The organism is Ruminococcus sp. NATIVEDY160 (assembly GCF_045819885.1).
Lineage (GTDB): Bacteria > Bacillota > Clostridia > Oscillospirales > Acutalibacteraceae > Ruminococcoides.
Window position 1 is genome coordinate 587,186 of record NZ_CP162391.1, and the last position, 25,029, is coordinate 612,214.

Below are 25,029 nucleotides of genomic sequence, written 5' to 3' on the forward strand. Positions count from 1 at the left end.
GTTCCTATGAAAAGACTTGCCGCAATCATGATCTGCGCCGTTTGCGCGTTTATTCCGCTCAAAGCGTACGCCGCCGACGCCCCCGAAACGGGCGCTCAGGTGTACGTGCTCTACTGTCCCGACAACGGTGAGATCCTCGCTTCAAAGAACGAAAACGAGCGCATGAAACCCGCAAGCACGACCAAGCTCATGACCACGCTGATTACGCTTGAGAGCGCCGCAAAGGGCAATGATATCATCACGTTTAACAAGGACATGACAGCCGAGGGCAGCTCGATGTACCTCAAGCTCGGCGAGCAGGTCACACTGCGCGATCTGGCTGTCGGAATGATGATGTCCTCGGGCAACGACGCGGCAAACGCTGCCGCGATCACTATAGGCGGCAGCTCTGAGGGCTTTGCGGAGCTTATGAATGAGCGTGCGGCAGAAATCGGAATGAATAACACTCACTTTGTCACGCCGAGCGGACTCGATGACGACGACCACTACAGCACCGCCTATGACCTTGCGCTGCTGATGGCTGAGGGCTTGAAGAACGCTGATTTCGCCGATCTCACCTCACTGAAAAGCGCTCAGGTGGTGTTTCGCGAGCCGAATGACAAGCGCGTGACATATACTAACCACAACCGCCTGCTTTCTCTATATGAATACTGCATAGGCGGCAAGACGGGTTACACCCAGGCCGCGGGCAGGTGCCTTGTTTCGGCGGCAAAGAAAGACGGTCTGACGCTGATCTGTGTCACGCTTAACGATAAAAGTGACTGGGACGACCACATTTCGCTTTACGATTACGGCTTTTCGAGGCTGAAGGCTGTCCGTTCAGATGACAGTGAATATCGGCTCGACGTTCCGCTCGTCGGCGGTGAAAGCGACTCCGTACCCGTTGTCGGCGGCAAGGACTTCTCCGCGACGGTACCGGATGACGCTGAGGTCGAGCGCAGGGTCGTGCTCGACAACTTCCTCTACGCGCCGATCGGGGAGGGTCGTCAGGTCGGCAGAATCGAATACCGTGCGGACGGCGAGCTGCTCGGCGCGGTACCCCTTATAGCGGCGGCTGACGCGCCCGAGCGGCAGTACCAAAGGGGATTTTTTGACTGGATAAAGGATTTGTTTACACATGGATAAAAAAGAACCCATCAGATTACAAAAATTTTTGGCTCAGTGCGGCATCGCGTCGCGCAGAAAGGCTGAGGAGTTGATTTTGCAGGGCAAGGTCAAGGTCAACGGCAAGCCCGCGATCCTCGGCGACAAGGTGACGGACAAGGACAAGGTCTTTGTCAGCGGCAAGAGGATTGTTATGCCGCGCACCAAGTACCGCTACATAATGCTCAACAAGCCGCGCGGCTTTGTCACCACTATGAGCGACGAGAAGGGCAGAAAGTGCGTCGCGGAGCTCGTCGCGGACGTAGGCGAGAGGGTTTATCCCATCGGAAGGCTGGACAAGGACTCTGAGGGAATGCTCGTTTTCACAAACGACGGCGAATTTGCCAACAAGGTCATGCATCCGCGCAACAGCGTGTATAAATTCTACCGCGTGACCGTCCGCCCGGGCATCACCGAGGAACAGCTCGTAAAGCTCGAGACAGGCGTTGAAATCGACGGCAAAAAGACCGCACCTGCGATCGTCCACGTTCTCGTACAGGACAAGGAAGCTAACCGCGTTGTGCTCGAGATGATCCTGCACGAGGGCAAGAACCGCGAGATCCGCAAAATGTGCGCGGCGGTGGGGCTGGAGGTCGCGAGACTTCGCCGTACCCAGATAGGCGGCGTCAAGATGGGAATGCTCAAGCAGGGCGACTGGCGCGACCTCACCGAGAAGGAAGTAAAAAATCTTCTCGCGAACCCGATCGTTAAAGGACGGGTTATTTAAAAATCTATTGTTTTTTATCTCATTTTGTAGTATACTATAAGATGTTTGAGTAATATTGGCATTGGAGGAATAATGTAATGAGTATGGAACAAATCAATGCCGCAAGGGCTGAAATCGCAGCGACCTCCGCGTACAAGACGATCACGGAGTTTTTTGACGCTGACAGCTTTTGCGAGATTGACGCTTTCGCAAAATCAGGCGAGGGCTTTGCCGAGGCAGTAGCTGGCTACGGCACCGTTGAGGGTCTGCCGGTTTACGCGTTCGCGCAGAACAGCGATATCAGCGGCGGCGCTCTCAGCAAGGCGCAGACAGCGAAGCTCAGGAAGCTCTACGCTCTCGCTCTCAAGACAGGCGCACCCGTTGTCGGCTTTTACGACAGCGTCGGCGGCAGACTCGCTCAGGGCACAGAGCTGCTCGCGGGCGCAGGTGAGGTGCTGAAATACGCGTCGAAGATTTCGGGCGCGGTACCGCAGATTTCCGTAGTAACGGGCACCTGCTTGGGTACAAACGCTCTGGCTGCGGCAAGCGCTGATTTTGTGATTATGACAGAGGACGCTCAGCTTTCTCTCGACGTGACAGGCAAGGACGCGGACGCGCAGACAAACGCAAAGAAGGGTACCGCTTCCTTTATCGCGAAGGACAGCTCCGACGCGGTGGCAAAGGCGAGAGAGCTGATGACATATCTTCCCTCCAATAACCTGACCACAGCGCCCCAGTACGACAGCGTTGAGCCCGACGGTGAAAACACCAACTGCATCGTCAGCAAGCTCGTTGACGCAGGCTCAAAGCTCCGTATCGCGGACGATTTCGGCGACAACGCGCGCATCAGACTTGCCCGTCTCGGCGGACAGGTTATCGGCGTGGTTCGCACCACAGGCGGCAAGCTCGACTGCAAGGCTGCTAACAAGGCGGCAAAGTTCGTCCGCTTTTGCGACGCTTTCTCGATTCCCGTGATCACCTTCGTCGATTGCGACGGATTTGAGGAAATTAAGGCTGCCGCGAAGCTGACTTCCGCGTATGCCGAGGCCACCACAGCGAAGATTTCCGTTGTTGTCGGCAAGGCTGTCGGTTCCGCTTACATCGCTCTCGCGGGCACAGGCGCGAACGCCGACGTGGTTTACGCTCTTCCCGAGGCGGTGATTTCTCCCGTCAACGTTGAGGCTGCCGCGTTCATCATGGCTCCCGAGGAGATGAATGTTCCCGTTTCCGAGCAAAAGGCTGTTGCCGATAAGTTCGCTCAGGAGAAGCTCAGCGCGTTCAACGCCGCTCAGAACGGCTATGTCGACGGCATTGTTGAGTTTTATGAGCTCAGAGCAGCGCTGCTTTCAGCTCTTGAGATGCTCTCAGGCAAGAGAGTTCCGACTGTCGCCAAGAAGCACAGCACCATTTAACCGCATTTTGTATTGATAAATTAACCGTTCCATTGGAACATTACTGAGATAAAGGGGAAATCAAACATGAAGAATCTTAGAATTACCGTAAACGGCACCGCATATGATGTACAGGTCGAAGAGCTTTCCGGCTCCGAGGCTCCCGCAGTTGCCGCTGCACCCGCAGCCGCAGCTCCCGCTCCCGCCGCAAAGCCCGCAGCTCCCGCAGGCGCGGCAGGCAGCATTGTTGTAAAGGCTCCCATGCCCGGTACCGTTGTTAACGTCGTTGTTTCCGCGGGACAGGCTGTAAAGTCCGGCGACGACCTCGTATTCATCGAGGCTATGAAGATGGAAACTCCCGTTAAGGCTCCCCAGGACGGCACCGTCGCTACAATCGACGTGGCCAAGGGCGAGGCTGTTGATTCAGGCAAGGTACTCGTAACACTGAACTAAAGGGGAGAATAAGGCAATATGGCAAAGAAAATCAGAGTAACGGAGACTGCGCTGCGTGACGCGCACCAGTCTTTGATTGCGACCAGAATGACAACTGAGGATATGCTTCCGATTCTCGACAAGCTCGACAAAATCGGCTACTATTCCCTCGAATGCTGGGGCGGCGCGACCTACGACTCCTGCCTTCGCTTCCTCAACGAGGATCCGTGGGTAAGACTTCGCACGATCAAGGATCATTGCCCCAATACAAAGCTCCAGATGCTCTTCCGCGGACAGAATATGCTCGGCTACCGCCACTACGCGGACGACTGCGTTGAGTATCTCGTACAGCGCTCGATTGCGAACGGCATCGATATTATCCGTATCTTTGACGCGCTCAACGACATCAAGAACCTGCAGACCGCTATCAAGGCGGCTAACCGCGAGGGCGGCCACGCTCAGGTTGCCATCAGCTACACCACAGGTCCCGTTTTTACCGACGAGTACTATGTTGAGTACGCTAAGCGCATTGCCGACGCGGGCGCTGACTCGATCTGCATCAAGGATATGGCGGCGCTTCTCACTCCCGTGCGCGCCGAGAGCCTTGTCAAGGCGCTCAAGCAGGCGCTTCCCGAGATGCCTGTTCAGCTCCACACCCACTACACCTCCGGTCTTGCTTCCATGTGCCTTCTGAAGGCGGTTGAGGCAGGCGCCGACGGTATCGACACCGCTATCAGCCCTCTCGCTCTGGGCACCTCTCACGCTCCCACAGAGTCCATGGTTGCGGCGCTTCAGGGAACCGAGTACGACACGGGTCTTGATATCCGTCAGCTCGCCGAGATCCGCGCATACTTCATGACTCTGCGCGACAAGTACATCGAAAACGGTCTGCTCGACCACAAGATGCTCGCTACCGACGCGAAGGCGCTGATTTATCAGGTTCCCGGCGGTATGCTCTCAAATCTCCTCTCCCAGCTCAAGCAGGCGGGCAAGGAGGATAAGCTCGACGAGGTTCTCGAGGAGGTTCCGCGCGTGCGCGAGGATTCAGGTTATCCGCCGCTCGTAACCCCGACCTCACAGATCGTCGGCACACAGGCTGTGTTCAACGTGATCACAGGCGAGCGCTACAGCATGTGCACCCGCGAGTTCAAGGGCATGGTTGCAGGCGAGTACGGCACGACCCCGATGCCTATCGACCCCGAGTTCCAGAAGAAGATCTGCGGCGATATGGAGATCATCCACGGCAGACCCGCAGACCGTCTTGAGCCCGAGCTCGACAAGCTCAGAGGCGAGATCTCCGAGTGGATCGAGCAGGAGGAGGACGTTCTCTCCTACGCTCAGTTCCCGAAGGTTGCGCTCGACTTCTTTGAGAAGCGCAGAAACGCGAAGGCGGGCATCAACGGCGATCTGCTCGACAAAGAGAATATGATTCACCCCGTCTAAGGGTAAGCTAAAGGGACAGCCTCGGCTGTCCCTTAATTGTTTGTATTCAGATGTGACGGTACAGGAAGTCAAGCGCGTATTCTGTCGCTTCGTCGTGGTATTCTCCCGAGAATCCGTGACCCGCGCCGTCGATTATGTGGTACTCCGAGTCGGGGTACAGCTCGCTTGCTTCCTTTGTGACGGACGGCAGGACAATGTTGTCCTCGCTGCCCTGTAAAATCAGCACGGGCTTTGTGAAATCGGAAATCTCCTCGCGCACGTCGTAGTCCTTGATATCCTCAAAGAACTTTTTGCCGACGGTGATACCGCTGATGTCGGTTTCTTCCTGCATATCCTCGCTGTACAGATATTTCGCGAAGTCCACCATTCCGAAGGCGGGGTAGAGGAGAATCAGACCCGCGACCTCGTCCTGATGCCGCATTCCCGAGATAGCCGTGACAAGACCGCCCTGACTGCCGCCCTGGAGGAAGATTCTGTCCGTGTCGACAAAGTCCCATGTTTTTGCTGCGGCAAGAATCACGTCGATATCCGACACCTCTGTCATGACCGACATATCGAGTGACGAGCCGTCGCTTTTGTTCTCGTTGTTCTTATTGCTGCCGCCGCGGAAGTCGAAGGTGTATACCGCGAAGCCCTTGGAAGCGTATTTTTTGGCGTATGACGCGCCCGATTCGTGGTTGGCGCCCAGACCGTGGGAGGTGATGATAAGCGGAGATCTGCCGTCTGTTTTTGGTACGAACGCCTGACCGTAGATTTTCTGTCCGTCGTTCTCACACCAGATTTCGCGCACTTCATAGTCGTAGGTTTTATATTTGTCAACAACAGCAGCAGGTGCAGTTGACGGTTCCGTTGTCTGAGCCGCGGTTGTCTGCTGCGAGCTTTGCTGAGGACTGCCGCATGACGTAAGCGATAAAGCCGTAACCGCTGCCGCTAATATTGCTGCTATTCTGTATTTCAGTTTCATAGCACGCCTCCTTTTTATTATATTATATCGTATTCAATTCAAAATATCAAATAAAAAAAGAGACCCGATTTTCGTCGGGTCTTTTTTGTGCATTTGGATTATTCAGCCTGGATCTTTACGAACTGCTCCTGCATGTACTCGTATACCTCGGGGTCGAGGTTGCCGAATACGTAGCACTTGTCGAGATACTCGTCGCTCGGGAGAGTCAGCTCGTTGTTCTTGATTTCATCGTCGAGCAACTTTACAGCCTCGTCGTTAGCGCAGCCGTAACGGAGGTACTTGCAGTTCTCGGCGGCGATTTCGGGCTTCTGCATGAAGTTGATGAACTTCTCGGCGTTCTCCTTGTTCTTGCTGCAGGTGGGAATGCACATAGCGTCATAGAACAGGTTTGAGCCGTAATCGGGCAGGCAGTAGTCGAGATCCTCGTTCTCGTCCATCATAGCAGCGATATCGCCGGCGTAGTAGGGAGCGATCGCGGACTGAGAGGTCTCCATCTCGGTGAATACCTGATCCATTACGTACTTCTTGAGCAGGGGCTTCTGCTCGCGGAGCTTCTCGCTTGCCTTGTCGATATCCTCCTTGGTGCAGTTGGAGGGGTCGATGCCGAGAGTCTGCATGGCGATAGCCATAGCGTCACGGCTGTTGTTGAACATCAGAATATCGCCCTTGAGATCCTCGTCCCAGAGAGCGTCCCAGTTCTTGGGAGTGTTCTCGACCTTTGTCTTGTCGTAAACAAGAGCTGTAACGCCCCACTGATAAATAACGGTGTACTTGTTGTCGGGGTCGCAGTCAAGGCCCTTGAAGCGGTCGTTGATATACTTGTAGTTCGGAATGTTGTCGTAGTTGAGCTCGAGCAGCATGCCTTCCTTAATCATCTTAGAAATCATGTATTCCGAGGGAACAATAACGTCGTAGCTTACGTTGCTGTTCTTGAGCATATTGTAGAGGTCCTCGTTGGTCTCGTAGGTGGTGTAGTTGACCTTGATGCCCGTTTCCTTCTCGAATTCCTCGATAACGTTCATCAGACCGTCCTGACCCTCAGCGATATACTCGCCCCAGTTGTACACGTTTACTTCTCCCGCGTCGGTCTTGCCGCAGCCTGCGAACATTGTCGCGAAGGAGCCGAGCATTACAACGCAGAGAGCGATGGCTAAGATTTTTTTCATTTCCCAATCCTCCAAAAAATATTATTAGTCACCTTGTGACGGGATAACAGATTTTACAGACTCATTTTTTTCTTTTCAGCCCTGCGGTCGCGGATATTGATAAGCACCATGATAATGATGATCACGAGGAACAGCAGGGTAGAGAGCGCGTTGATCGTGGGCGGAATCTTGCGGCGAAGCATGCCGTAGATTTCGGTACTGAGGTTCTGGAACCTCGCGCCCTGTGTGAAGTGAGTGATAACAAAGTCGTCGAGCGAATATGTAAAGCTTATCAGCGCGCCCGAGAAGATACCGGGCATCAACTCGTGAATGACGACCTTGCGGAACGCCTGGAACGGTGTACAGCCCAAATCGAGAGCCGCATCGTACAGACTTGAGTCCATGCGTCGGATTCGCGGCATGACGTTGAGCACAACGAACGGTACGCAGAAGCAGATATGCGAGAGCAGAACCGTTGTGAAGCCCATCTCGAAGTTGAAGATCACGCCGAGGAAGGTAAAGAGCAGCATCAGCGATACGCCCATTACGATATCAGGGCTGATGATCGGGATATTGGACGCGTTCTGCACGAGCATGCGCGTTTTGCCCTTAAGGTTGCTTATGCCGATTGCCGCAGACGTGCCGAGAATCGTCGCAAAGAACGAAGCGAGCACCGCTACCAGCAGCGTATTTGTGAGCGCGTTCATGATTGAGCTGCTCTTGAAGAGCTGGATATACCAGTCGAAGGTGAATCCGCCCCATGCAGCCGAACGGCTCTTGTTGAACGAATAGAAGATAAGCACCGCGATAGGCGCGTACATGAACACCATTATCAGCGCTATGTAGACCTTGGTGAGAATACCTTTGTTTTTCATTACGCAATCGCCTCCTCATCGCCGAACAGGTTCATCAGTACGAGGAACACGAGAATGAATATCATCAGAACGAGCGAGATCGCCGCGCCGATGTGGTTGTTTGTGAAGAAAATCTTGTCTATGATATCACCGATCATGATGTCGTCGGTGCCGCCGAGGTACTGAGCCACGACGAAGGTACTTGCGCTGGGCACGAAAACCATCGTGATGCCCGAGATGATGCCCGGGATACTGAGCGGAAAAACGACCTTGCGGAAAACCATCATCTTGTTTGAGCCCAGATCCTGAGCCGCCTCGATCAAACCCTTGTCGATCTTGCCCATAACGGTGTAAATCGGCAGCAGCATGAAGGGCATGTACTCGTAGACCATTCCGACGATGACCGCCGCGGTGTTGTTGCTGTAGGAGCCGTGGATACCGATTGCCGAGAGCAGGGTATCGAGAGGGCCGCCGCTCTGAAGCAGCAGGACCCAGGCGTAGATCCTGAGCAGAAAGTTCATCCACATCGGGATCATCAGCAGCATGATGACAGTGTTCTGGGTCGACTCGCGCATCTGGGTGATCATATACGCCAGAGGGTACGCGATGATCAGGCAGAGTATCGTCGAGAGCAGCGCGATCCACAGCGACTTGAGAAAGACGTTGGTGTACTCAAACGCCGAGCTGAACGCGTCGAGCGAAAAGCTGCCGCTGTTGTCGGTAAAGGCGGTTATTCCTATCATCACCAGAGGAATCATCGTAAAGACGAGCATCCAGACGAGGTAGGGAACCGAGAGGAGCTTTGATTTCATTTCTCACCCTCCCCGTTTTGCGGTTCGGGGTCAAGCACCTCGAACTGAGCCTTTGTAAAGTCAAAGCTGAGCGGCACATATGTCGCGACCTGTTCGTCGGTATCGCTGAGCATGAGCCATTTGCGCTCGTCGGACTCGAGAATGATCTCGTTATGCTCGCCCTTGTAGACGACAGACTCGATGTAAACGTCCTGCAAATCGCCCGTGCCGTCGCCCGCGAGGGAAAGCGCTGAGGGCGGAAGAGTGATTCTGACTCTTGTTCCCTCGGGGAAGAAGTGACCGTAGACCTTGATGGTTTCCTTCTCGAGCTCAAACTCGAAGTACTTTTCTTCCTTGCTGCCGTAGCTGACGGTGGTTTCTATTATATTATCATAGAAGGGCAGGAGCTTGTTCATGATCTGGATATTGAACGGTACGATGCTCATGCCGACGGTTGTGCCGACTTCGGCGCTTCTTGTGGAGTGAACGAGAATCTCGCACCTGCCGCAGCGGATGCTCATCTCGTAGTGAACGCCCTTGAAGGTGACCTTCTCGACGACGCCCGTCAGCTGACCCTTATCAGGAGGTGTGATGATGATATCCTCGGGGCGGATAACCACATCAACGGGAGTGTTCTTGCCGAAGCCCTTGTCGACGCACTCGAGCTCCTTGCCGAGGATTCGGATTCGGCAGTCGTCAATCATGATGCCGTTGAGGATATTCGCTTCGCCGATGAAGTCTGCGACGAAGGCGTTGACAGGCTCGTTGTAGATATCCTCGGGAGTGCCTGTCTGTTCGATTACGCCGTTGTTCATGACTACAACGCGGTCGCTCATGGTGAGCGCCTCTTCCTGGTCGTGGGTGACGTAGATGAAGGTTTTCTGGGTGTTCTTATGGATCTCCTTGAGCTCGAGCTGCATATCCTTGCGCAGCTTGAGGTCGAGCGCTCCGAGAGGCTCGTCAAGGAGAATGATGTCAGGGTCACAGACGAGGGCGCGCGCGATCGCGACACGCTGCTGCTGACCGCCCGAAAGCTTCTGCACGGGACGCTTCTCGTAGCCCTTGAGGTCTACGACGGCGAGCATCTTTGTGACCTTCTGTTTTATCTCATTCTTCGGCAGCTTCTTGAGCTTGAGGCCGAAGGCAACGTTGTCATATACATTCAAATGCGGGAACAGCGAATATTTCTGAAAGACAGTGTTGACGTTTCTCTTGTGCGGCGGCAGGCCGTTGATCCTGTTGCCGTCAAAAATCACGTCGCCGCTTTCGGGCTCGACAAAACCGCCGATAATGCGCAGCGTAGTGGTTTTTCCGCAGCCGCTCGGGCCGAGAATCGTCACAAATTCCTTTTCATGAATATCAAGGTTGATGTGGTTGAGAATTACCTCTCCGTCGAATCTGACGAAAATATCCTTTAAGGATACGATCACCTTTTTAGATGTCTGTTCCATTTATGCACCCCTGTTCTGTAATTGTATTCAGGCTTGGGCATATTCGCCTACAAAACCATTTTAGATTATATTCGAATAGCCCCGAAATGTCAAGGATTTAGCACCGTTAAAAGCACCAAAGAAAAGATAATGAATTGTAAATAATACAATTTAAAACAGTCAGCTTGCGCGAAGTTGCAGTAATTAAGGCGTATTGATAAAATAGTGGTAAAAATACATGAAAGTCAAAAGGAATTAAAAGGACAAATGCGCTAAAAATTTTTATCATTTCGCATAACAAAATGAATTAAATAAAATTTCAACAAAATATTTGTTATTTATTTGTAATAAAAACCATATACTTTTGATTATTGATTTGATATAATAAAAATGAACTTTTATGAAAGGATGATTTTTGGATGAAAATGTTCAGAAAGCTCGTAAGCGTAGTTGCGGCTGCGACAGTGCTTACGTCCTCTTTGGCGTTTACCTTTTCCTCCTACGCGGCGACAGTTCCCGCCGATACAGAGGTCTCCGCGGACACCGCGATACAGGAAAACGTTCAGGACGGCGTAATCCTGCACGCGTTCAACTGGTCTTACAACTCAATCAAGGAAAATCTGCCTGCAATCGCAGCCGCGGGTTATTCCACTGTACAGACTTCACCTGTGCAGCAGCCCAAGGATTTCAGCGCGTCTACCGACGTTGCGGGTCAGTGGTGGAAGCTCTACCAGCCCGTCAGCATGCAGATCGCGCAGAAGTCATGGCTCGGCACAAAGGCTGAGCTGACCGCTCTCTGCTCCGAAGCGGACAAGTACGGCATCAAGATTATCTGCGATATCGTATCAAACCACTTCGGTAACCTTTCAGAGCAGGCGGGCGCAAACTCGCTCAGCGATCAGGTTGCAACCTATCAGCCCGATTTCTACAACAACAAGTCCTCTTACTTCCGCTCAAACAACTTCAATGCGGACGACAGCTCAATCCAGAAGACCGTTCAGGGTCACGTTTCCAACTGCCCTGACCTCAACACAGGCAACTCCAACGTACAGCAGGCTGCTCTTAACCTGCTCAAGGAGTGCATCGACTGCGGCGTAGACGGCTTCCGTTTCGACGCTGCAAAGCACATCGAGACTCCCAACGACGGCAGCTACGGTTCACAGTACTGGCCGGTTGTTGCGAACGGCGCAAAGACCTACTACTCGCAGAAGAATCCCGGCAAGAGCCTCTTTATCTACGGCGAGATTCTTAACACCTGCGGTACAGGCAGAAACTTCGGCAACTACACCCCCTACATCAACGTTACCGACAACAAGACAGGCGACGCTTGTCTGGCGGCCGTTAACAACAAGAACGCGGGCTCAGCGGCAAGCAGCCAGTACAAGGCAGGTGTTGCGGCTTCCAAGGTAGTTCTCTGGGCAGAGTCCCACGATACCTACGAGGGCAACTCCGGTTCAGGCGGTCTGAGCAACACCTCAGGCGTTTCCGACGAGACCATCGCCAAGGCTTGGGCGATCGTTGCGGCGAGAAAAGACGCTACAGCTCTGTTCTTCGCGCGTCCCGGCACCGCTCACATGGGCGAAGCTTCAACCGACGCTTCCTACAAGAGCTCAGCGGTTGCCGAGGTCAACAAGTTCCACAACCTCTTTGTAGGCCAGAGCGAGAAGCTCGGATCCTCGGGCAGCATCGCTTATGTACAGAGAGGCGGCAAGGGTATCGTTCTCTCCAACGTAAGCGGCACCTCTACCACCGTCAGCGTTGCAAACACCGGTATGGCTAACGGCACCTACACCGATATGGTTTCCGGTAACACCTTCACCGTTTCGAACGGCACCGTTTCCGGTTCAATCGGTTCCACAGGCGTAGCGGTAGTTTACCAGGGTCAGACCACTCCGAAGGCAACAAGCTCCGTTGAAAGCTGCACCTTCAAGGGCGAGACCATCACCGTTAAGCTCGCCTACGAGAACGCTGTAAGCGCTACCTACTGCCTCGACGATTCCAGCCCCGTAAGTTTTGCAAACGGCACCGCTATCAAGATCGGTTCCGACTATAACTACGGCGACACAATCACTCTCACCCTCAAGGCTACAGACAAGAACGGCGTGACCGAGACCAACGTATACAAGTACAAGAAGGAACAGGATACAGGCTCGGGTATTTACATCTGGCTGAACGCGGCCAAGAAAACCACTTGGAAGGCTCCCTTCAACGTATATATCTACGATGAGGACACCGAAAAGGGCAAGACCTACGTCAACGCTGTTGCATGGCCCGGCGATGGTATGACCTATGATGAGACCCAGAAGATGTGGTACTATGAGGTTCCCACCACCAGCTACCTCAACGGTCAGGTCAGCAACTTTGACCTCACAAAATCCAGCAACGCATACTTCATCATCAACGGTATTTCTACCTCCACAAACCAGACTGTTCAGTATCCCGCGGACGGTACTGCCCAGAGCAAGAAGCCGAAGGTAAACGGTCAGTCATGGGAATATGCCGTAACAAACGGTAACTCAATGACCACTTCCACCAGGAAGCCTTCAAGCGTTGACATTCCCGCTACGGTAGTAACAAAGGGATATGAGGCTACAACTGCGGCTCCCACAACCCAGGCTCCCACAACCACACAGCCTCCCACAACAACCCAGCCGCCCACAACAACACAGCCTCCTACAACAACCCAGCCGCCCACAACAACACAGCCTCCTACAACTGCGGCTCCCACAACAGCGAAGCCCACTCAGGCTCCTACAACAGCGAAGCCCACTCAGGCTCCTACAACCCAGGCTCCCACAACCGAGCCTGAGCCCGAGATCATCAGATATTACGGCGACGTAACAGGCGACGGCGTCATTGACATCAAGGACGTTTCTTTCGTACAGCTTCATGTCGCGAACTCGAGAAAGCTCACCGGACTTGATCTTCTTATGGCTGATGTTGACGGCAACAACGAAGTCAATATCACCGACGCTACCTACATTCAGCTCTACATAGCTAAGTATGAAAAGCACGCTAAGGTTGGCGAACCCTACGCAGTTCCCAGACCCACACAGCCTACAACGGCAAACCCTACTGAGCCTGCGACGACCGGCAAGTCGCTGACGGTAACGGCAAAGTCCAATATCTTCCCGCAGGCGACAACAAAATTCGATCCCATCGCAAACCAGATTACCGTTACCTATTGGATTAATATCAAGGAGTACCCCATGGTTAACGCTCAGTGGGCGCTCTCCTATGATAAGAATTATCTGACAGTCGACATGTCCGATGGTGTGAATTTCAAGACCGGCAAAAACAACAAAAAGGTTCCGGCGGTATTCCCCGCAACCGACGACGGCAATTCTCCCGTTATCAACTTTGAGCCCGAGTCAATGCCCAACGGCGGTATCCTTGGCAACGCTTCCGACCTCTCCGGCTATGACCTCACTACAGAAGACGGCGGAAGAGTACCGTTTGTAACCGTTACCTTCAATCCCGTAGAGGGCGCTGAGGGCAGCACTACCGTAAATCTTGACGTTATTGTCATGCAGCTCGGAGATGATCAGGGCAAGCAGTTCTACTTTATCAACGACTCCAAGATCGTACGCCCCGACATCAATTATCTGCCTTCCGATACCGCGACAGCTGTATACGCAGGTACATTTGATAACAGCAAGCAGCAGACACCTGATGTTACTACTCCCCAGCCCACAGAGGCTCCCACAACGGCTGCTCCTTACCCCGGCAGCCTCAGTGTAAAGGCAACATCAAACATTTTCCCGCAGGCGACAACCACATTTGACCCTGTCGCGAACCAGATTACCGTTACGTACTGGATCAATATTAAGGACGCTACTATGATCAACGGTCAGTGGACAATGTCGTATGACAAGAAGTACCTCACCTTTGACAATACAGACGGTGTTAACAGAAACGGTAAGAAATATCTTATTTTCCGCGCGACCAATGGCGAGTCAAGTGTCAATAATATCGACGTTGACACTATGCCCGGCGGCGGAATCAAGTGCAACGGAGCTGACCTTGATGGCTTTGACCTTTCCGGCGAAACCGGCGGAAGAGTTCCGTTCGTATCCGTAACCTTCAATCCCGTAAGGGGCATGACAGGGGAGACAACCGTAAATCTTGACGTAGAGTATCTGCAGCTCAAGGATGACTCCAATCCGCAGTACTACTTTATTAACGATTCCAAGATCGTACGCTCCGATATCAGCTACCTGCCTTCCGATACCGCGACAGCTGTATACGCAGGTACCTTTGACAACACCAAGCAGCAGAAGCCCGACGATGTGCAGCCCACAACAGCGGCTCCCACAACACAGGCTCCTACAACACAGGCGCCCACACAGGCTCCTACAACTCAGGCTCCTACAACTCAGGCTCCTACAACTCAGGCTCCTACCACTCAGGCTCCTACCACGGCTCCTACAACTCAGGCTCCTACCACGGCTCCTACAACAGAGCCTCCCACAGAGCCTCCGACAGATCCGGTTCCTGATGATTTCACCGTGAAGTTCACAAACAACCTCGGCTGGTCAAGCGTATATGTACACTATTGGACAGACGGCGCTTCCTCCTCCGAGTGGCCGGGAATCCAGATGAATGACATCGGCGAAAACGGCTATGATCCCGGCGTACACAACTACTCCGCAACCATTCCCGAAGGCGCTGCAGGCATCGTATTCACCGCAGGCGAAAACGGTCCCCAGACAACCGACGTAACCGATTTCTCAGCGGAAGGCTGGTTCGTAAACAGCAGCTACACCACCGAAAAGGACGGCAAGACCCTCTACAACGCACTTCCCTGGGGTACCGATATCAGCGGTGGCGGCGGTTCTGACACCTATACCGTCAAATTCTCCTGTAATTGGGGCGGCACCATGAGAGCGTATTACTGGGCAGAGGGCAACACCCCTGTTGAGTGGAACAGCGCTCCCACAATGAATGTTGAGCAGCAGGACAATGGCTACGGTCAGTCTGTTTACGTCATCGACATTCCCTCAATTTACAACATGGTCATCTTCCAGAACGGAAGCAAGCAGACTGTTGATATCAACACCAACAGCCAGAGCACAAATTACTTTGACGCAGGTGAGAGCAACGGCAAGCATAATGTCGGCACCTGGTAATCATTTGAATAACTGAACAAAACGCATCCAATATGCGGCGTCTACCCGGGCGGTAGGCGCCGCTTTTGGCGTTTATATCAATAAAAAATGAGTAGTTTATGAAAATTTTTCAAAAATTTTCTCCAAAACACTTTACTTTGATAAATTGTTACTATATAATATTAAGGTATGATTTTTAATCAAATAAATTATTGGAGGAAAAATTATGAAAAAGACACTTGCATTTCTCATGGCCGGTGCGATGGCTGCTGCCGCTCTCGTCGGCTGTTCCGCAAAAAATGACACAAGCTCAGCTGCGTCCGACGCCGCTGCTACCACCGCTGCCACTGCTGACGGCGACTGGGATTACATCTCCGGCAAGGGTGAGATGACAATCGGTATCACATACTTTGAGCCGATGAACTACATCGGTGAGGACGGCAAGCTCACAGGCTTCGAGACCGACTTCGCTACCGCTGTTTGCAAGGAGCTCGGCGTAGAGCCCAAGTTCCAGGAGATCGAGTGGGATTCCAAGGAGATCGAGCTCAACGCTAAGACGATCGACTGCATCTGGAACGGCCTCACCATCACTGCCGAGAGAGAAGCCAATATGAGCATTACCCTGCCCTATATGTCCAACAAGCAGGTAATGGTTGTAAAGGCTGAGAACGCTGACAAGTACAAGACCGCAGCCGACGTAAAGGGCGCCAAGGTCGTTGCCGAGGCAGGTTCCGCAGGCGAAGAGGTTGCAAAGGGCGAGGACTTCTTCAAGGAAGCGACCTACACTCCCGCGGATTCACAGGCTAAGTGCCTCCTCGAGGTAAAGTCCGGCACATCTGACATTGCTATCATCGACTACGTTATGACCATCGGCACACTCCGCGCGGGTTCTGACTACTCAGACCTCAAGATGGTTGAGGGTCAGGATTTCTCTCCCGAGGTATACGGCATCGCATTCAGAAAGGGCAGCGACGCAAGCCGGAAGGTCAGCGACACTATCGTGAAGCTCTATAACGACGGCAAGCTCCAGGAGATCGCGAAGAAATACAACCTTGAGGAGCAGATTCCCAAGATCAACGCCAACGCAGAATAATGGATCAGTTTTTAAACGTAACTCTTGACCTGCTGAACGGCTTCGGTCAGAACTGTACCATCTTCGGCTTAACGCTTCTGATGGCGATTCCGCTCGGACTTATTATCTCGTTCGGGTCAATGTCAAAATTTCTTCCGCTCAAGGGTCTGGTCAAGACCTTTGTGTGGATTATCCGCGGCACACCGCTGATGCTGCAGCTCTTCGTCGTATTCTATATTCCCTCGCTCGTGTGGGGAGTCTCTTTTGACCGCATGACAGCTGCGATCATCGCCTTTGTCATCAACTACGCGGCGTATTTCTCAGAGATTTTCCGCGGCGGCATCGAATCAATCCCGAAGGGACAGTACGAGGCGGGACAGGTGCTCGGCATGAAGAAAAGCCAGATTTTCTTCAAGATCGTTCTCATGCAGGTCGTAAAGCGCATTGTAGCTCCGATGAGCAACGAGATCATCACCCTCGTCAAGGACACCTCGCTTGCGCGTGTAATCATGGTGCCCGAAATGCTCAAGGCAGCCGAGCGCTTCACAATGCAGGGCTTGATCTGGCCGCTCTTCTACACAGGCGTGTTCTTCCTGATTTTCAACGGCGCGCTCACTCTGCTTTTCTCCTTCATCGAGAAAAAGCTCAGCTACTACAAGGGTTAAGGAGGGGTCGCTATGCTTAAGGTTGAAAATATCGGCAAGAGCTTCGGCAAGAACGAGGTTCTCAAGGATATCAGCTTCTCTCTCAACAAGGGAGAGGTTCTCGCGATCATCGGCTCCTCGGGTTCGGGCAAAACAACGCTCCTGCGCTGCCTGAACTTCCTCGAAACCCCTCAGAAGGGCAAGATCTCCGTAGGGGACGAGGTGCTGTTTGACAGTGACGGAGAGGTGGCTAAGAGCGACCTCGATATCCGCCGCAAGCGCCTGCACTTCGGACTGGTGTTCCAGAACTTCAATCTGTTTCCGCAGTACAAGGTCATCGAGAACATAACTCTGGCGCCGACGCTTATGGCGAAGGAGCAGCTCCGCGAAAACGGCTCCTACAAGGGAGCGAAAAATATGAAGCAGGCTCAGCAGGCGATACGCGAGGAGGCGGAAAGCCTGCTCAAAAGGGTCGGTTTGTACGAGAAGCGCAACTCATATCCCTGCGACCTCAGCGGCGGACAGCAGCAGCGTGTGGCGATTGCCCGCGCGCTCGCGCTTGACCCCGACATTCTCTGTTTTGACGAGCCTACCTCGGCGCTCGACCCCGAGCTGACGGGCGAGGTTCTCAACGTAATCAAGGGACTCAAGAGCTCTGACAGCACGATGATCGTTGTTACCCACGAAATCGGCTTTGCCCACGACGTCGCCGACCGCATAATCTTCATGGACGGCGGTCTGATTGAGGAAGAGGGCACTCCGCAGGAGGTCATCGACAATCCGAAAAGTGCGAGAACCCGCGAATTTCTGGCTCGCTTCAATCAGTTTGGAGATTAAATTTATTTGTATCAAAAGAGACGGCTTTGCGCTGTCTCTTTTTGTTTTTGCGGAAAAAGGCGCTTTTTGCCTAATAATGGAAGTGCGCGCGCCGCTAAATTTTATTTCCAACCTATTGAAAAGGCTGAGGTAAAATGTTATAATATCAATAATTATGTGATATAATCAGTATAAGTATGTGATACGGAGGAATGAAGATGGCTGTCAAGGTTACCTTGCTCAACTACACGCCAAATCCCGAGCAGACCGTCGCGATGGCGGCAAAGCTCTGCTACTCACCGTCGGGTATCGAGGATATCCGCGACGGACTCACCGAAGAAAAGACCGCGGCGTTTATTGATATGCTTTCAGACCTCGGTCACGCCAGCCCGATTGAGCACGCGTCCTTCACCTTCGGAATCGAGGGTATTTCGCGCGCCTGTTCACACCAGCTTGTTCGGCACCGCATTGCTTCCTACAGCCAGCAGTCACAGCGCTATGTCGACGGCACAAAGTTTGACTTTGTAACACCGCCCGCAATCGCCGAAAACGAGAAGGCTCTCGCCGCGTACGAGAAGGTCATCTCCATGCAGAGCGAGGCGTACCGCGAGATCCGCGACGCGCTTGTCGCAGGATATATCCGCGATTATACGGGCGAAAACTCAGGCAGGACCGACGCCGAGATCATGGTGGACTTCAGGGAAACGGACAAGAAGCGCTATTCCGCCTTCGTCAAAAAAGCCAACGAGGATGCGAGGTTCATTCTGCCGAACGCCTCGACAACAAAGATCGTATGTACCTTCAACGCGCGCAGCCTTCATAACTTCTTCGCGCACCGCTGCTGCAACCGCGCACAGTGGGAGATCCGCGAGGTTGCCGAGCAGATGCTTCTGCGCTGCCTTGAGGTAGCTCCGCACCTGTTCAAAAACTGCGGCCCGTCCTGCCTGTTCGGACCATGTCCCGAGGGCGCGATGTGCTGCGGAAAAACCGCGGAGGTCCGTAAAAAATACGGAAGAAAGTGATAGCATGGGAAAGATTATTGTAATAGAGGGTCTTGACGGCAGCGGCAAGGCTACCCAGACAAAGCTGCTGTTTGAAAAGCTGCAGAGCAGGGGAATGAACGTCAGAAGGCTCGAGTTTCCCGACTATGACAGCCCCAGTTCCTCGCTTGTTAAAATGTACCTCGGCGGCGAGTTCGGAAGCAATCCCGAGGACGTCAACGCCTACGCCGCGTCGGCGTTTTACGCGGTTGACCGCATCGCGGGCTTCCTCAAGGACTGGAAGCGCGGCTATCAGGAGGATACAGTGTTCCTCAGTGACCGCTACGCAACCTCGAATATCATCTACCAGATGTCAAAGCTGCCCGAAAGCGAACGCGAGAGCTATATCAGGTGGCAGGAGGATTTTGAATACGATAAATTAGGCCTTCCGCGACCCGATGCGGTGCTCTACCTCGACGTTGAGCCCGACGTTTCGCAGAAGCTGATGGAAAAGCGCTACGGCGGCGACAACTCCAAGAAGGATTTGCATGAGAGCAACCTCAGATTTCTTCTGAGCTGCCGCGAAAGCGCGCTGTACGCCGTTGAAAACTGCGGCTGGCAGCTGATTAACTGCTGCGAAAACGGCGATATCAAGCCGATTGAAAAAATCGCCGCCGATATTGAAGCGGCGCTTGAGAGTATTTTATGCTGAATTTTCAACACCTCGAAAAGTCAAAAATAAAAGAATACGAATCATACTATTCAGACCCCAATGCGGTCGGACTGGAGTACAACTTTGTTTCCGCCTACCTCTGGTCGCGCGAGTACGATATCAAGGTCGCCTTTTATGACGACACCATGATAAAAGCCTATTTCCGCGACAACGGCTCGGTGTGGGGCTATTGTCTGCCATCGGGCAAGAACGTGAAGGGCGCTGTCGATGCGGTTTTCGCGGACGCAAAGGAGAAAAACGAGAGAGCCTGCTTCGGCTACCTCTCCCAAAAGGAGCGCGACGCGCTTGAAGCGCTCTGCCCCGAACGCTTTGTCTTTGAGCGCAGCGACACAACTCAGGATTATATCTACTTTTCCGACGACCTCGCGTACCTCGCGGGGAAGAAATACCACTCCAAGCGCAACCACATCTCAAAGTTCTTCCGCACCTTTGGCAACACAGAGGTCAAAAGCATGGCACCAGAAAACATCGGCGACGCGATGACAGTGGTTGAGCTGTGGTGTGAGGAAAACGGCATTGACCGCGAGAGTTACGCTGAGTATTATGTGATCCGCGAGGCTCTGGATAATCTCATTGAGTTTGCTATGCGCGGAATTATCCTCTACGTCGAACGGAAGCCCGTAGCGATGACTCTCGGCAGCGAGATTTCGCCCGTGTGCTTTGATGTGAATTTTGAGAAGGCACTGACAGCCTACGACGGAAGCTACGCTGTGATAAACAATGAATTCGCCAAGCGGCTGACCGCATATACATATATAAACCGCGAGGAGGATCTGGGGCTGGAGGGCCTGCGAAAGTCAAAGCTGTCCTACCACCCGGCGATCATCTACGACAGATATGACGGAGTGGCGAAATGGTGAGCTTCTCAAAAACCGACAAGACCGATCTGCCTGCGCTTAAGGCTCTATGGCTGACCTGCTTTGAGGAAGATGAAAGAGCTGCAGAATTATTCTTTGAAAGAACAATGGGCTTTACCCACGCCTACAAGGCGACGGAAAACGGAGAGCTTATAGCCGCCGTTTATCTTGTCGGCTGTACCTTGAACGGCAGGCAGGCGCATTACCTCTGCGGAGCAGCGACCCGCCCCGACTGTCGTAACCGCGGTGTTATGAGCGGACTGATTCGCTTCGCGCTCGACGACGCAAAAAACAGGGGAGACGTGTTCTCCGTTCTTTTTCCTGCCGACGAGGGGCTGTACCGCTTCTACTCAAGGCTCGGATATCTCGCAAAGTGCACCGCGAGAACGCGCAGGCTGACCCGCGCCGACTTGGGCGAAACGCAAAACCCCGGCTGCGGTACTCCCGACACCGACGTGCTGCAAAAGCTGTCGCTGAAAAATAATTTTCTTTTTTGGAATAAAGACTTTGTGAAATTCGCCTCTGACTATTACGGAGTGTACGGAGTAAAAACCGCTCGCTCCGAGAACGCCTTCGCGATCTATTCGCTGAAGGGAAGGACGGCAACCGTCTACTATTCGATTTATAATGAGATAAAAGAATTAAAAAACCTGCTTTCCAAGATCGAGGCAGATACATATATAATAACGGGAACGGGCGCGAATCCGCTTCTTGCGGGAGCAAAGCGCGAAATCTGCGGAATGCTGCGCCCGCTTACAAACGAAAACCCGCCCGACGATGTGTTCATCGGGATAACGCTCAACTGAAAGGAGCAGCTTATGTTTTATTTGTTTTTAGCAGAAGGATTTGAAGAGACCGAGGCGCTTGCCACTCTCGACGTAATGCGCCGCGCGCGCCTCAACGTCCAGACCGTAGGCGTTACAGGCGTATATGTAACGGGCTCACACGGCGTGACCGTAAAGCCCGACGTTGACCTCTCGGACATCACATTTGACGGACTAGAGGGCGTGGTGCTTCCCGGCGGAATGCCCGGCACCATCAATCTCGGTTCAAACGAGCAGGTTCTCGAGTGCGTGAGATATTGCTTCGAAAACAAGAAGATCACCGCCGCAATCTGCGCCGCACCGTCGATTCTCGGCAACCTCGGCTTTTTGGCAGGCAGAAATGCGACCTGTTTCCCGGGCTTTGAGTCCGAGCTCAAAGGCGCGCTGTGCACAGGCGCTCACGTCGAAACCGACGAGCACGTCATCACCTCAAAGGGCGCCGGCTGTGCGATCGAGTTCGGCCACGCTATCGTCGCCCTCGCTCTCGGCAAGGCTGACGCCGACAGGGTCATCGAGGAAATGCAATGCCTTTGATCAACGTCAGAAAACGCAAGCACGAGCTTCGCGCGCGCTTCAAGCGGTTCCGCGCGGAGTGTCCGCCAGAGCTGAAAAAATCGCTGGACAAACGGCTTTTTGAGCGGTTCGTTTCACTGGAGGAGTATTTGGCTGCGGACGTTCTCTTTGCATACATCTCACAGCCGATCGAGTGCGACACCTCGGCGATTATCGCGGACGCGCTTGAAAAGGGCAAGCGTGTCGCGGTGCCTAAGTGCCACAAAACCTCGAATGAAATGGATTTTTATTTCATAAAATCATATGACGACTTAAGCCCCGGCAAATACGGCATTTTGGAGCCTGTGCCCGAGCGGTGCGAAAAGGCGGTGGATTTTTCGTGCGGGCTGTGTCTGGTACCCGGGCTCAGCTTTGATCTGCAGGGCTACAGACTCGGCTTCGGCAAGGGCTATTACGACCGCTTTTTATCGGATTTCGGCGGCACGACCGTCGGTATCTGTTACAGCAAATGCACCATGGGCGAGCTGCCGCGTGGCACCTTTGACCGTGCGGTCGACATCGTTTTGACCGAAAAATTCAGCAACCGCACAGGAGGCTGAACATTCCGCGAAAGCGGCAGATAAAGGAATGAGTATTATGAATAACGACAACAACATCAATTCGCTGGAGGAACAGCGCCGCCGCAAGGCGGATAACTTCCGTCTCCGCATTCAGGACGATTACGACGACGAGGGCGAGTCAGGCTACAGCGACGAACCTGAGGAAATCAGCTCCTACAGCGGCGAAGATGTGAAGGATCAGATAGCGCGCGAGTCCAGACGCTCGCTCAAGCGCAAGATGAAGGAGGAGAAGCGTGAGCTGCGCGCGCGCAACAGGAGAAACAGACGTATTTTCCGTATCGCGTGGCTTGTGTCCGTCGCCATCGTCGGCGGTGCTATCGCCATGTTCCTCATCACCGGCATGAATGACCTGCTCGCGATCAACCGCAAGAATCCCGACACTGTCACCGTCACAATACCCAAGGATCCGACGGTTGACAGCGTGACCGAGGTTCTCGCGAAGAGCGGAGTGATCGGCGAGCCGAATTACTTCAAGATGTACGCGACCGTCACCAAGTCAGACCAGTTCACCCAGGGTACCTACGAGCTGACGAAAAATATGGACTATCAGGCGATAATCTCCAATCTTCAGGGCAATTCGCGCCGTACCGACACCGTTGAAGTCACTATCATCGAGGGTATGAGCGTCGTTGAGATCGCGGACAAGCTGGTTGAGGAGAAGGCGATCGCGGACAAGGACGAGTTCCTCAAGCTCTGCTCGTCCGACGAGTTTGATGATGACTTCGACTTCCTCAAGAGCATCAAAAACTCATCTGACCGCTACTTCAAGCTCGAGGGTTATCTCTATCCCGATAAATACGAGTTCTACCAGAACGACGACCCGCGCAGCGTAATCTACAAGCTGCTCAACAACTTCGAGAATAGGCTGTACCAGAAGCAGGACTTCGGCTACGACAAGCTCTACTCCGTAAACAAGATGCTTGAGATTTCCGAAACTCCCTACAGCCTCGACGAGATCCTCACGATCGCGTCAATCGTACAGGCTGAGGCTGCCGATAAAGAGGATATGTACTATGTTTCCTCTATCCTGCACAACCGTCTGTCAGCCGATTCGTCAATGGGTGTTTCAAAGCTCGGTCTTGACTCGACAAAGTACTATCCGTACCGCAGCGAGGACAAGCTGCCTGCGGATTCCGCAAAGAACTACAAGAGCCGTTACGATACATACGATAAGGAAGGTCTGCCGCCCGGACCTATCTGCAACCCGGGTATGGAGGCGATCAAGGCGGCGCTCAAGCCCTACGATACAAGCTACTACTTCTTCTGCCACGACAAATACGGCAACGCCTACTACGCTTCGACGATTTACGAGCACGAGGCGAATCTGGAGAATATAGATGATTAAGCGGCCTGAATTATTAGCTCCCGCGGGCGATATGGAGAGCCTGCGCGCGGCGCTGAGTTATGGCGCCGACGCGGTCTATCTCGCGGGAAAGCAGTTCGGTATGCGTTCCGCGCCGAAGAACTTTGACAGCGACGACCTGAAGGAAGCCTGCCGTCTTGCTCACGGCATGGGCAGGAAGATTTACGTCACCTGCAACGTGCTGCCGCGCAACAGAGAGCTTGCGGACTTGCCGGCGTTTCTCAGCTACGCGCAGGAATGCGGAGTTGACGCGTTCATCATCGCCGACCTCGGCGTGCTTGAGCTCGCCAAGCAGTACGCGCCGAAGGTTGCGCTTCATATCTCCACACAGGCGGGCGTGACGAACTACGCCTCCGCCAACGCGCTCTATAAAATGGGCGCTTCGCGTGTAGTCCTCGCGCGCGAGATCCCGCTTGATGAAATCGCAGAGATCCGCGCAAACATTCCCGACGACCTCGAGATAGAGTGCTTCGTTCACGGCGCGATGTGCGTGTCATTCTCGGGCAGGTGCCTGATATCGAGCTATCTCACGGGGCGCGACGCCAACCACGGCGACTGCGCGCAGCCGTGCAGGTGGAAGTACCACCTCTTTGAAGAGAAGCGCGAGGGTCAGTTCTTTCCTGTTGAGGAGGACTCAAGCGGCACCTATCTCTACAATTCGCGCGATATGTGCATGATAGAGCACATTCCCGAGCTTGTCAGAGCAGGCGTTTCGAGCCTCAAGATCGAGGGCAGAGCGAAATCCGCTTACTATACAGCCGTAGTCACAAATGCCTACCGTCACGCCATCGACGATTATCTGAGCGAGGGCGATGATTACACGCTCAAGCCGTGGATACTTGAGGAGCTGGAAAAAATCAGCCACCGCGAGTACAGCACGGGCTTCTATCTCGGCGGCGAGCCGGGACAGGCGGTTCACAGCGGCGGATATATCCGCCACTACAATCAGGTGGCTGTCTGCGAGGAAAATATCAACGATAACACAGCCGTTATCACCCAGCGCAATAAATTCTGCGTAGGCGACACGCTCGACATTCTTCCGCCCGACGGTATACCTCGATTAGTCAGGTGCCTTTCGCTCACGAATGAAGCGGGCGAGGAGGTCGAAAGCGCGCCGCACCCGATGGAGCGGCTGACCATAAAAACCGACAATCCGATTCCCACAGGATCGGTTATCAGATTAAAGCTGAATAAGTAAAC

22 protein-coding genes are annotated in these 25,029 nt (G+C 53.4%); 17 read left to right on the top strand and 5 right to left on the bottom strand.

Going from position 1 to position 25,029, the window contains the following annotated elements; all coding sequences use genetic code 11:
- Window positions 1-6 precede the first annotated feature (6 nt).
- The 5 genes from AB1I49_RS02810 to AB1I49_RS02830 all read left to right on the top strand — a co-directional run bounded on the left by AB1I49_RS02810 (window position 7) and on the right by AB1I49_RS02830 (window position 5,115).
- A complete protein-coding gene (locus tag AB1I49_RS02810) occupies window positions 7-1,125 on the top strand; it encodes a D-alanyl-D-alanine carboxypeptidase family protein (RefSeq protein ID WP_316610605.1) in 1,119 nt (372 codons plus the stop codon).
- Window positions 1,118-1,870 carry a pseudouridine synthase gene (locus AB1I49_RS02815; RefSeq protein WP_407721327.1) on the top strand — a complete coding sequence of 251 codons (753 nt, stop codon included), beginning with the start codon at window positions 1,118-1,120 and terminating at the stop codon, window positions 1,868-1,870. Before AB1I49_RS02810 ends, AB1I49_RS02815 begins: the two co-directional genes overlap by 8 nt.
- Window positions 1,871-1,947: 77 nt before the next feature.
- The gene (locus AB1I49_RS02820) at window positions 1,948-3,261 is read left to right on the top strand and encodes a carboxyl transferase domain-containing protein (protein WP_407721328.1); all 1,314 of its coding nucleotides are present in this window, start codon (window positions 1,948-1,950) and stop codon (window positions 3,259-3,261) included.
- 66 nt (window positions 3,262-3,327) lie between these two features.
- Window positions 3,328-3,693 carry a DUF2118 domain-containing protein gene (locus AB1I49_RS02825; RefSeq protein ID WP_316610602.1) on the top strand — a complete coding sequence of 122 codons (366 nt, stop codon included), beginning with the start codon at window positions 3,328-3,330 and terminating at the stop codon, window positions 3,691-3,693.
- Between the two features lie 18 nt (window positions 3,694-3,711).
- On the top strand, window positions 3,712-5,115 hold the full coding sequence (locus tag AB1I49_RS02830; RefSeq protein WP_316610601.1) for an oxaloacetate decarboxylase subunit alpha: 1,404 nt from the start codon (window positions 3,712-3,714) through the stop codon (window positions 5,113-5,115).
- Window positions 5,116-5,161: 46 nt separating this feature from the next.
- Here AB1I49_RS02830 and AB1I49_RS02835 read toward each other — a convergent pair whose 3' ends face one another.
- The 5 genes from AB1I49_RS02835 to AB1I49_RS02855 all read right to left on the bottom strand — a co-directional run bounded on the left by AB1I49_RS02835 (window position 5,162) and on the right by AB1I49_RS02855 (window position 10,320).
- Complete coding sequence (locus AB1I49_RS02835) at window positions 5,162-6,079, bottom strand: alpha/beta hydrolase family protein (protein ID WP_407721329.1); 918 nt, start codon at window positions 6,077-6,079, stop codon at window positions 5,162-5,164.
- A gap of 98 nt (window positions 6,080-6,177) precedes the next feature.
- Window positions 6,178-7,245 carry an ABC transporter substrate-binding protein gene (locus AB1I49_RS02840; RefSeq protein WP_316610550.1) on the bottom strand — a complete coding sequence of 356 codons (1,068 nt, stop codon included), beginning with the start codon at window positions 7,243-7,245 and terminating at the stop codon, window positions 6,178-6,180.
- A gap of 53 nt (window positions 7,246-7,298) precedes the next feature.
- Window positions 7,299-8,099 (bottom strand): ABC transporter permease, encoded by an 801-nt coding sequence (locus tag AB1I49_RS02845; RefSeq protein ID WP_316610549.1) that lies wholly within the window; start codon window positions 8,097-8,099, stop codon window positions 7,299-7,301.
- The gene (locus AB1I49_RS02850; RefSeq protein ID WP_316610548.1) at window positions 8,099-8,890 is read right to left on the bottom strand and encodes an ABC transporter permease; all 792 of its coding nucleotides are present in this window, start codon (window positions 8,888-8,890) and stop codon (window positions 8,099-8,101) included. Before AB1I49_RS02850 ends, AB1I49_RS02845 begins: the two co-directional genes overlap by 1 nt.
- Window positions 8,887-10,320 (bottom strand): ABC transporter ATP-binding protein, encoded by a 1,434-nt coding sequence (locus tag AB1I49_RS02855; protein ID WP_405317538.1) that lies wholly within the window; start codon window positions 10,318-10,320, stop codon window positions 8,887-8,889. Before AB1I49_RS02855 ends, AB1I49_RS02850 begins: the two co-directional genes overlap by 4 nt.
- 398 nt (window positions 10,321-10,718) lie before the next feature.
- Here AB1I49_RS02855 and AB1I49_RS02860 point away from each other — a divergent pair, with 398 nt between their 5' ends.
- The 12 genes from AB1I49_RS02860 (at window position 10,719) to AB1I49_RS02915 (ending at window position 25,027) form a co-directional block, all read left to right on the top strand.
- Window positions 10,719-15,428, top strand: a complete 4,710-nt coding sequence (locus AB1I49_RS02860; RefSeq protein ID WP_407721331.1) for an alpha-amylase family glycosyl hydrolase — start codon at window positions 10,719-10,721, stop codon at window positions 15,426-15,428.
- A gap of 205 nt (window positions 15,429-15,633) precedes the next feature.
- Entirely contained in the window at window positions 15,634-16,500 is an 867-nt protein-coding gene (locus AB1I49_RS02865) for a transporter substrate-binding domain-containing protein (RefSeq protein ID WP_316611779.1), read from the top strand.
- Window positions 16,500-17,144, top strand: coding sequence for an amino acid ABC transporter permease (locus tag AB1I49_RS02870; protein ID WP_316611778.1), 645 nt, complete (start codon window positions 16,500-16,502; stop codon window positions 17,142-17,144). The genes AB1I49_RS02865 and AB1I49_RS02870 overlap by 1 nt, the downstream gene beginning before the upstream one ends.
- Window positions 17,145-17,156: 12 nt before the next feature.
- Entirely contained in the window at window positions 17,157-17,960 is an 804-nt protein-coding gene (locus tag AB1I49_RS02875; protein ID WP_316611776.1) for an amino acid ABC transporter ATP-binding protein, read from the top strand.
- A gap of 197 nt (window positions 17,961-18,157) precedes the next feature.
- Complete coding sequence (gene thyX / locus AB1I49_RS02880; protein WP_316610152.1) at window positions 18,158-18,961, top strand: FAD-dependent thymidylate synthase; 804 nt, start codon at window positions 18,158-18,160, stop codon at window positions 18,959-18,961.
- Between the two features lie 4 nt (window positions 18,962-18,965).
- Window positions 18,966-19,631: a dTMP kinase gene (locus AB1I49_RS02885; protein ID WP_316610151.1), complete on the top strand. Its 666-nt coding sequence runs from the start codon at window positions 18,966-18,968 to the stop codon at window positions 19,629-19,631.
- Window positions 19,625-20,512, top strand: a complete 888-nt coding sequence (locus AB1I49_RS02890) for a DUF2156 domain-containing protein (protein ID WP_316611775.1) — start codon at window positions 19,625-19,627, stop codon at window positions 20,510-20,512. Before AB1I49_RS02885 ends, AB1I49_RS02890 begins: the two co-directional genes overlap by 7 nt.
- Window positions 20,506-21,315, top strand: coding sequence for a GNAT family N-acetyltransferase (locus tag AB1I49_RS02895; RefSeq protein ID WP_407721332.1), 810 nt, complete (start codon window positions 20,506-20,508; stop codon window positions 21,313-21,315). Before AB1I49_RS02890 ends, AB1I49_RS02895 begins: the two co-directional genes overlap by 7 nt.
- A gap of 12 nt (window positions 21,316-21,327) precedes the next feature.
- A complete protein-coding gene (locus AB1I49_RS02900) occupies window positions 21,328-21,867 on the top strand; it encodes a DJ-1 family glyoxalase III (RefSeq protein ID WP_405318075.1) in 540 nt (179 codons plus the stop codon).
- The gene (locus tag AB1I49_RS02905; protein ID WP_407721333.1) at window positions 21,858-22,445 is read left to right on the top strand and encodes a 5-formyltetrahydrofolate cyclo-ligase; all 588 of its coding nucleotides are present in this window, start codon (window positions 21,858-21,860) and stop codon (window positions 22,443-22,445) included. The genes AB1I49_RS02900 and AB1I49_RS02905 overlap by 10 nt, the downstream gene beginning before the upstream one ends.
- Window positions 22,446-22,482: 37 nt before the next feature.
- A complete protein-coding gene (gene mltG, locus AB1I49_RS02910; RefSeq protein WP_407721334.1) occupies window positions 22,483-23,811 on the top strand; it encodes an endolytic transglycosylase MltG in 1,329 nt (442 codons plus the stop codon).
- Window positions 23,804-25,027, top strand: coding sequence for a peptidase U32 family protein (locus AB1I49_RS02915; RefSeq protein WP_316610141.1), 1,224 nt, complete (start codon window positions 23,804-23,806; stop codon window positions 25,025-25,027). Before mltG ends, AB1I49_RS02915 begins: the two co-directional genes overlap by 8 nt.
- Window positions 25,028-25,029: the final 2 nt, after the last annotated feature.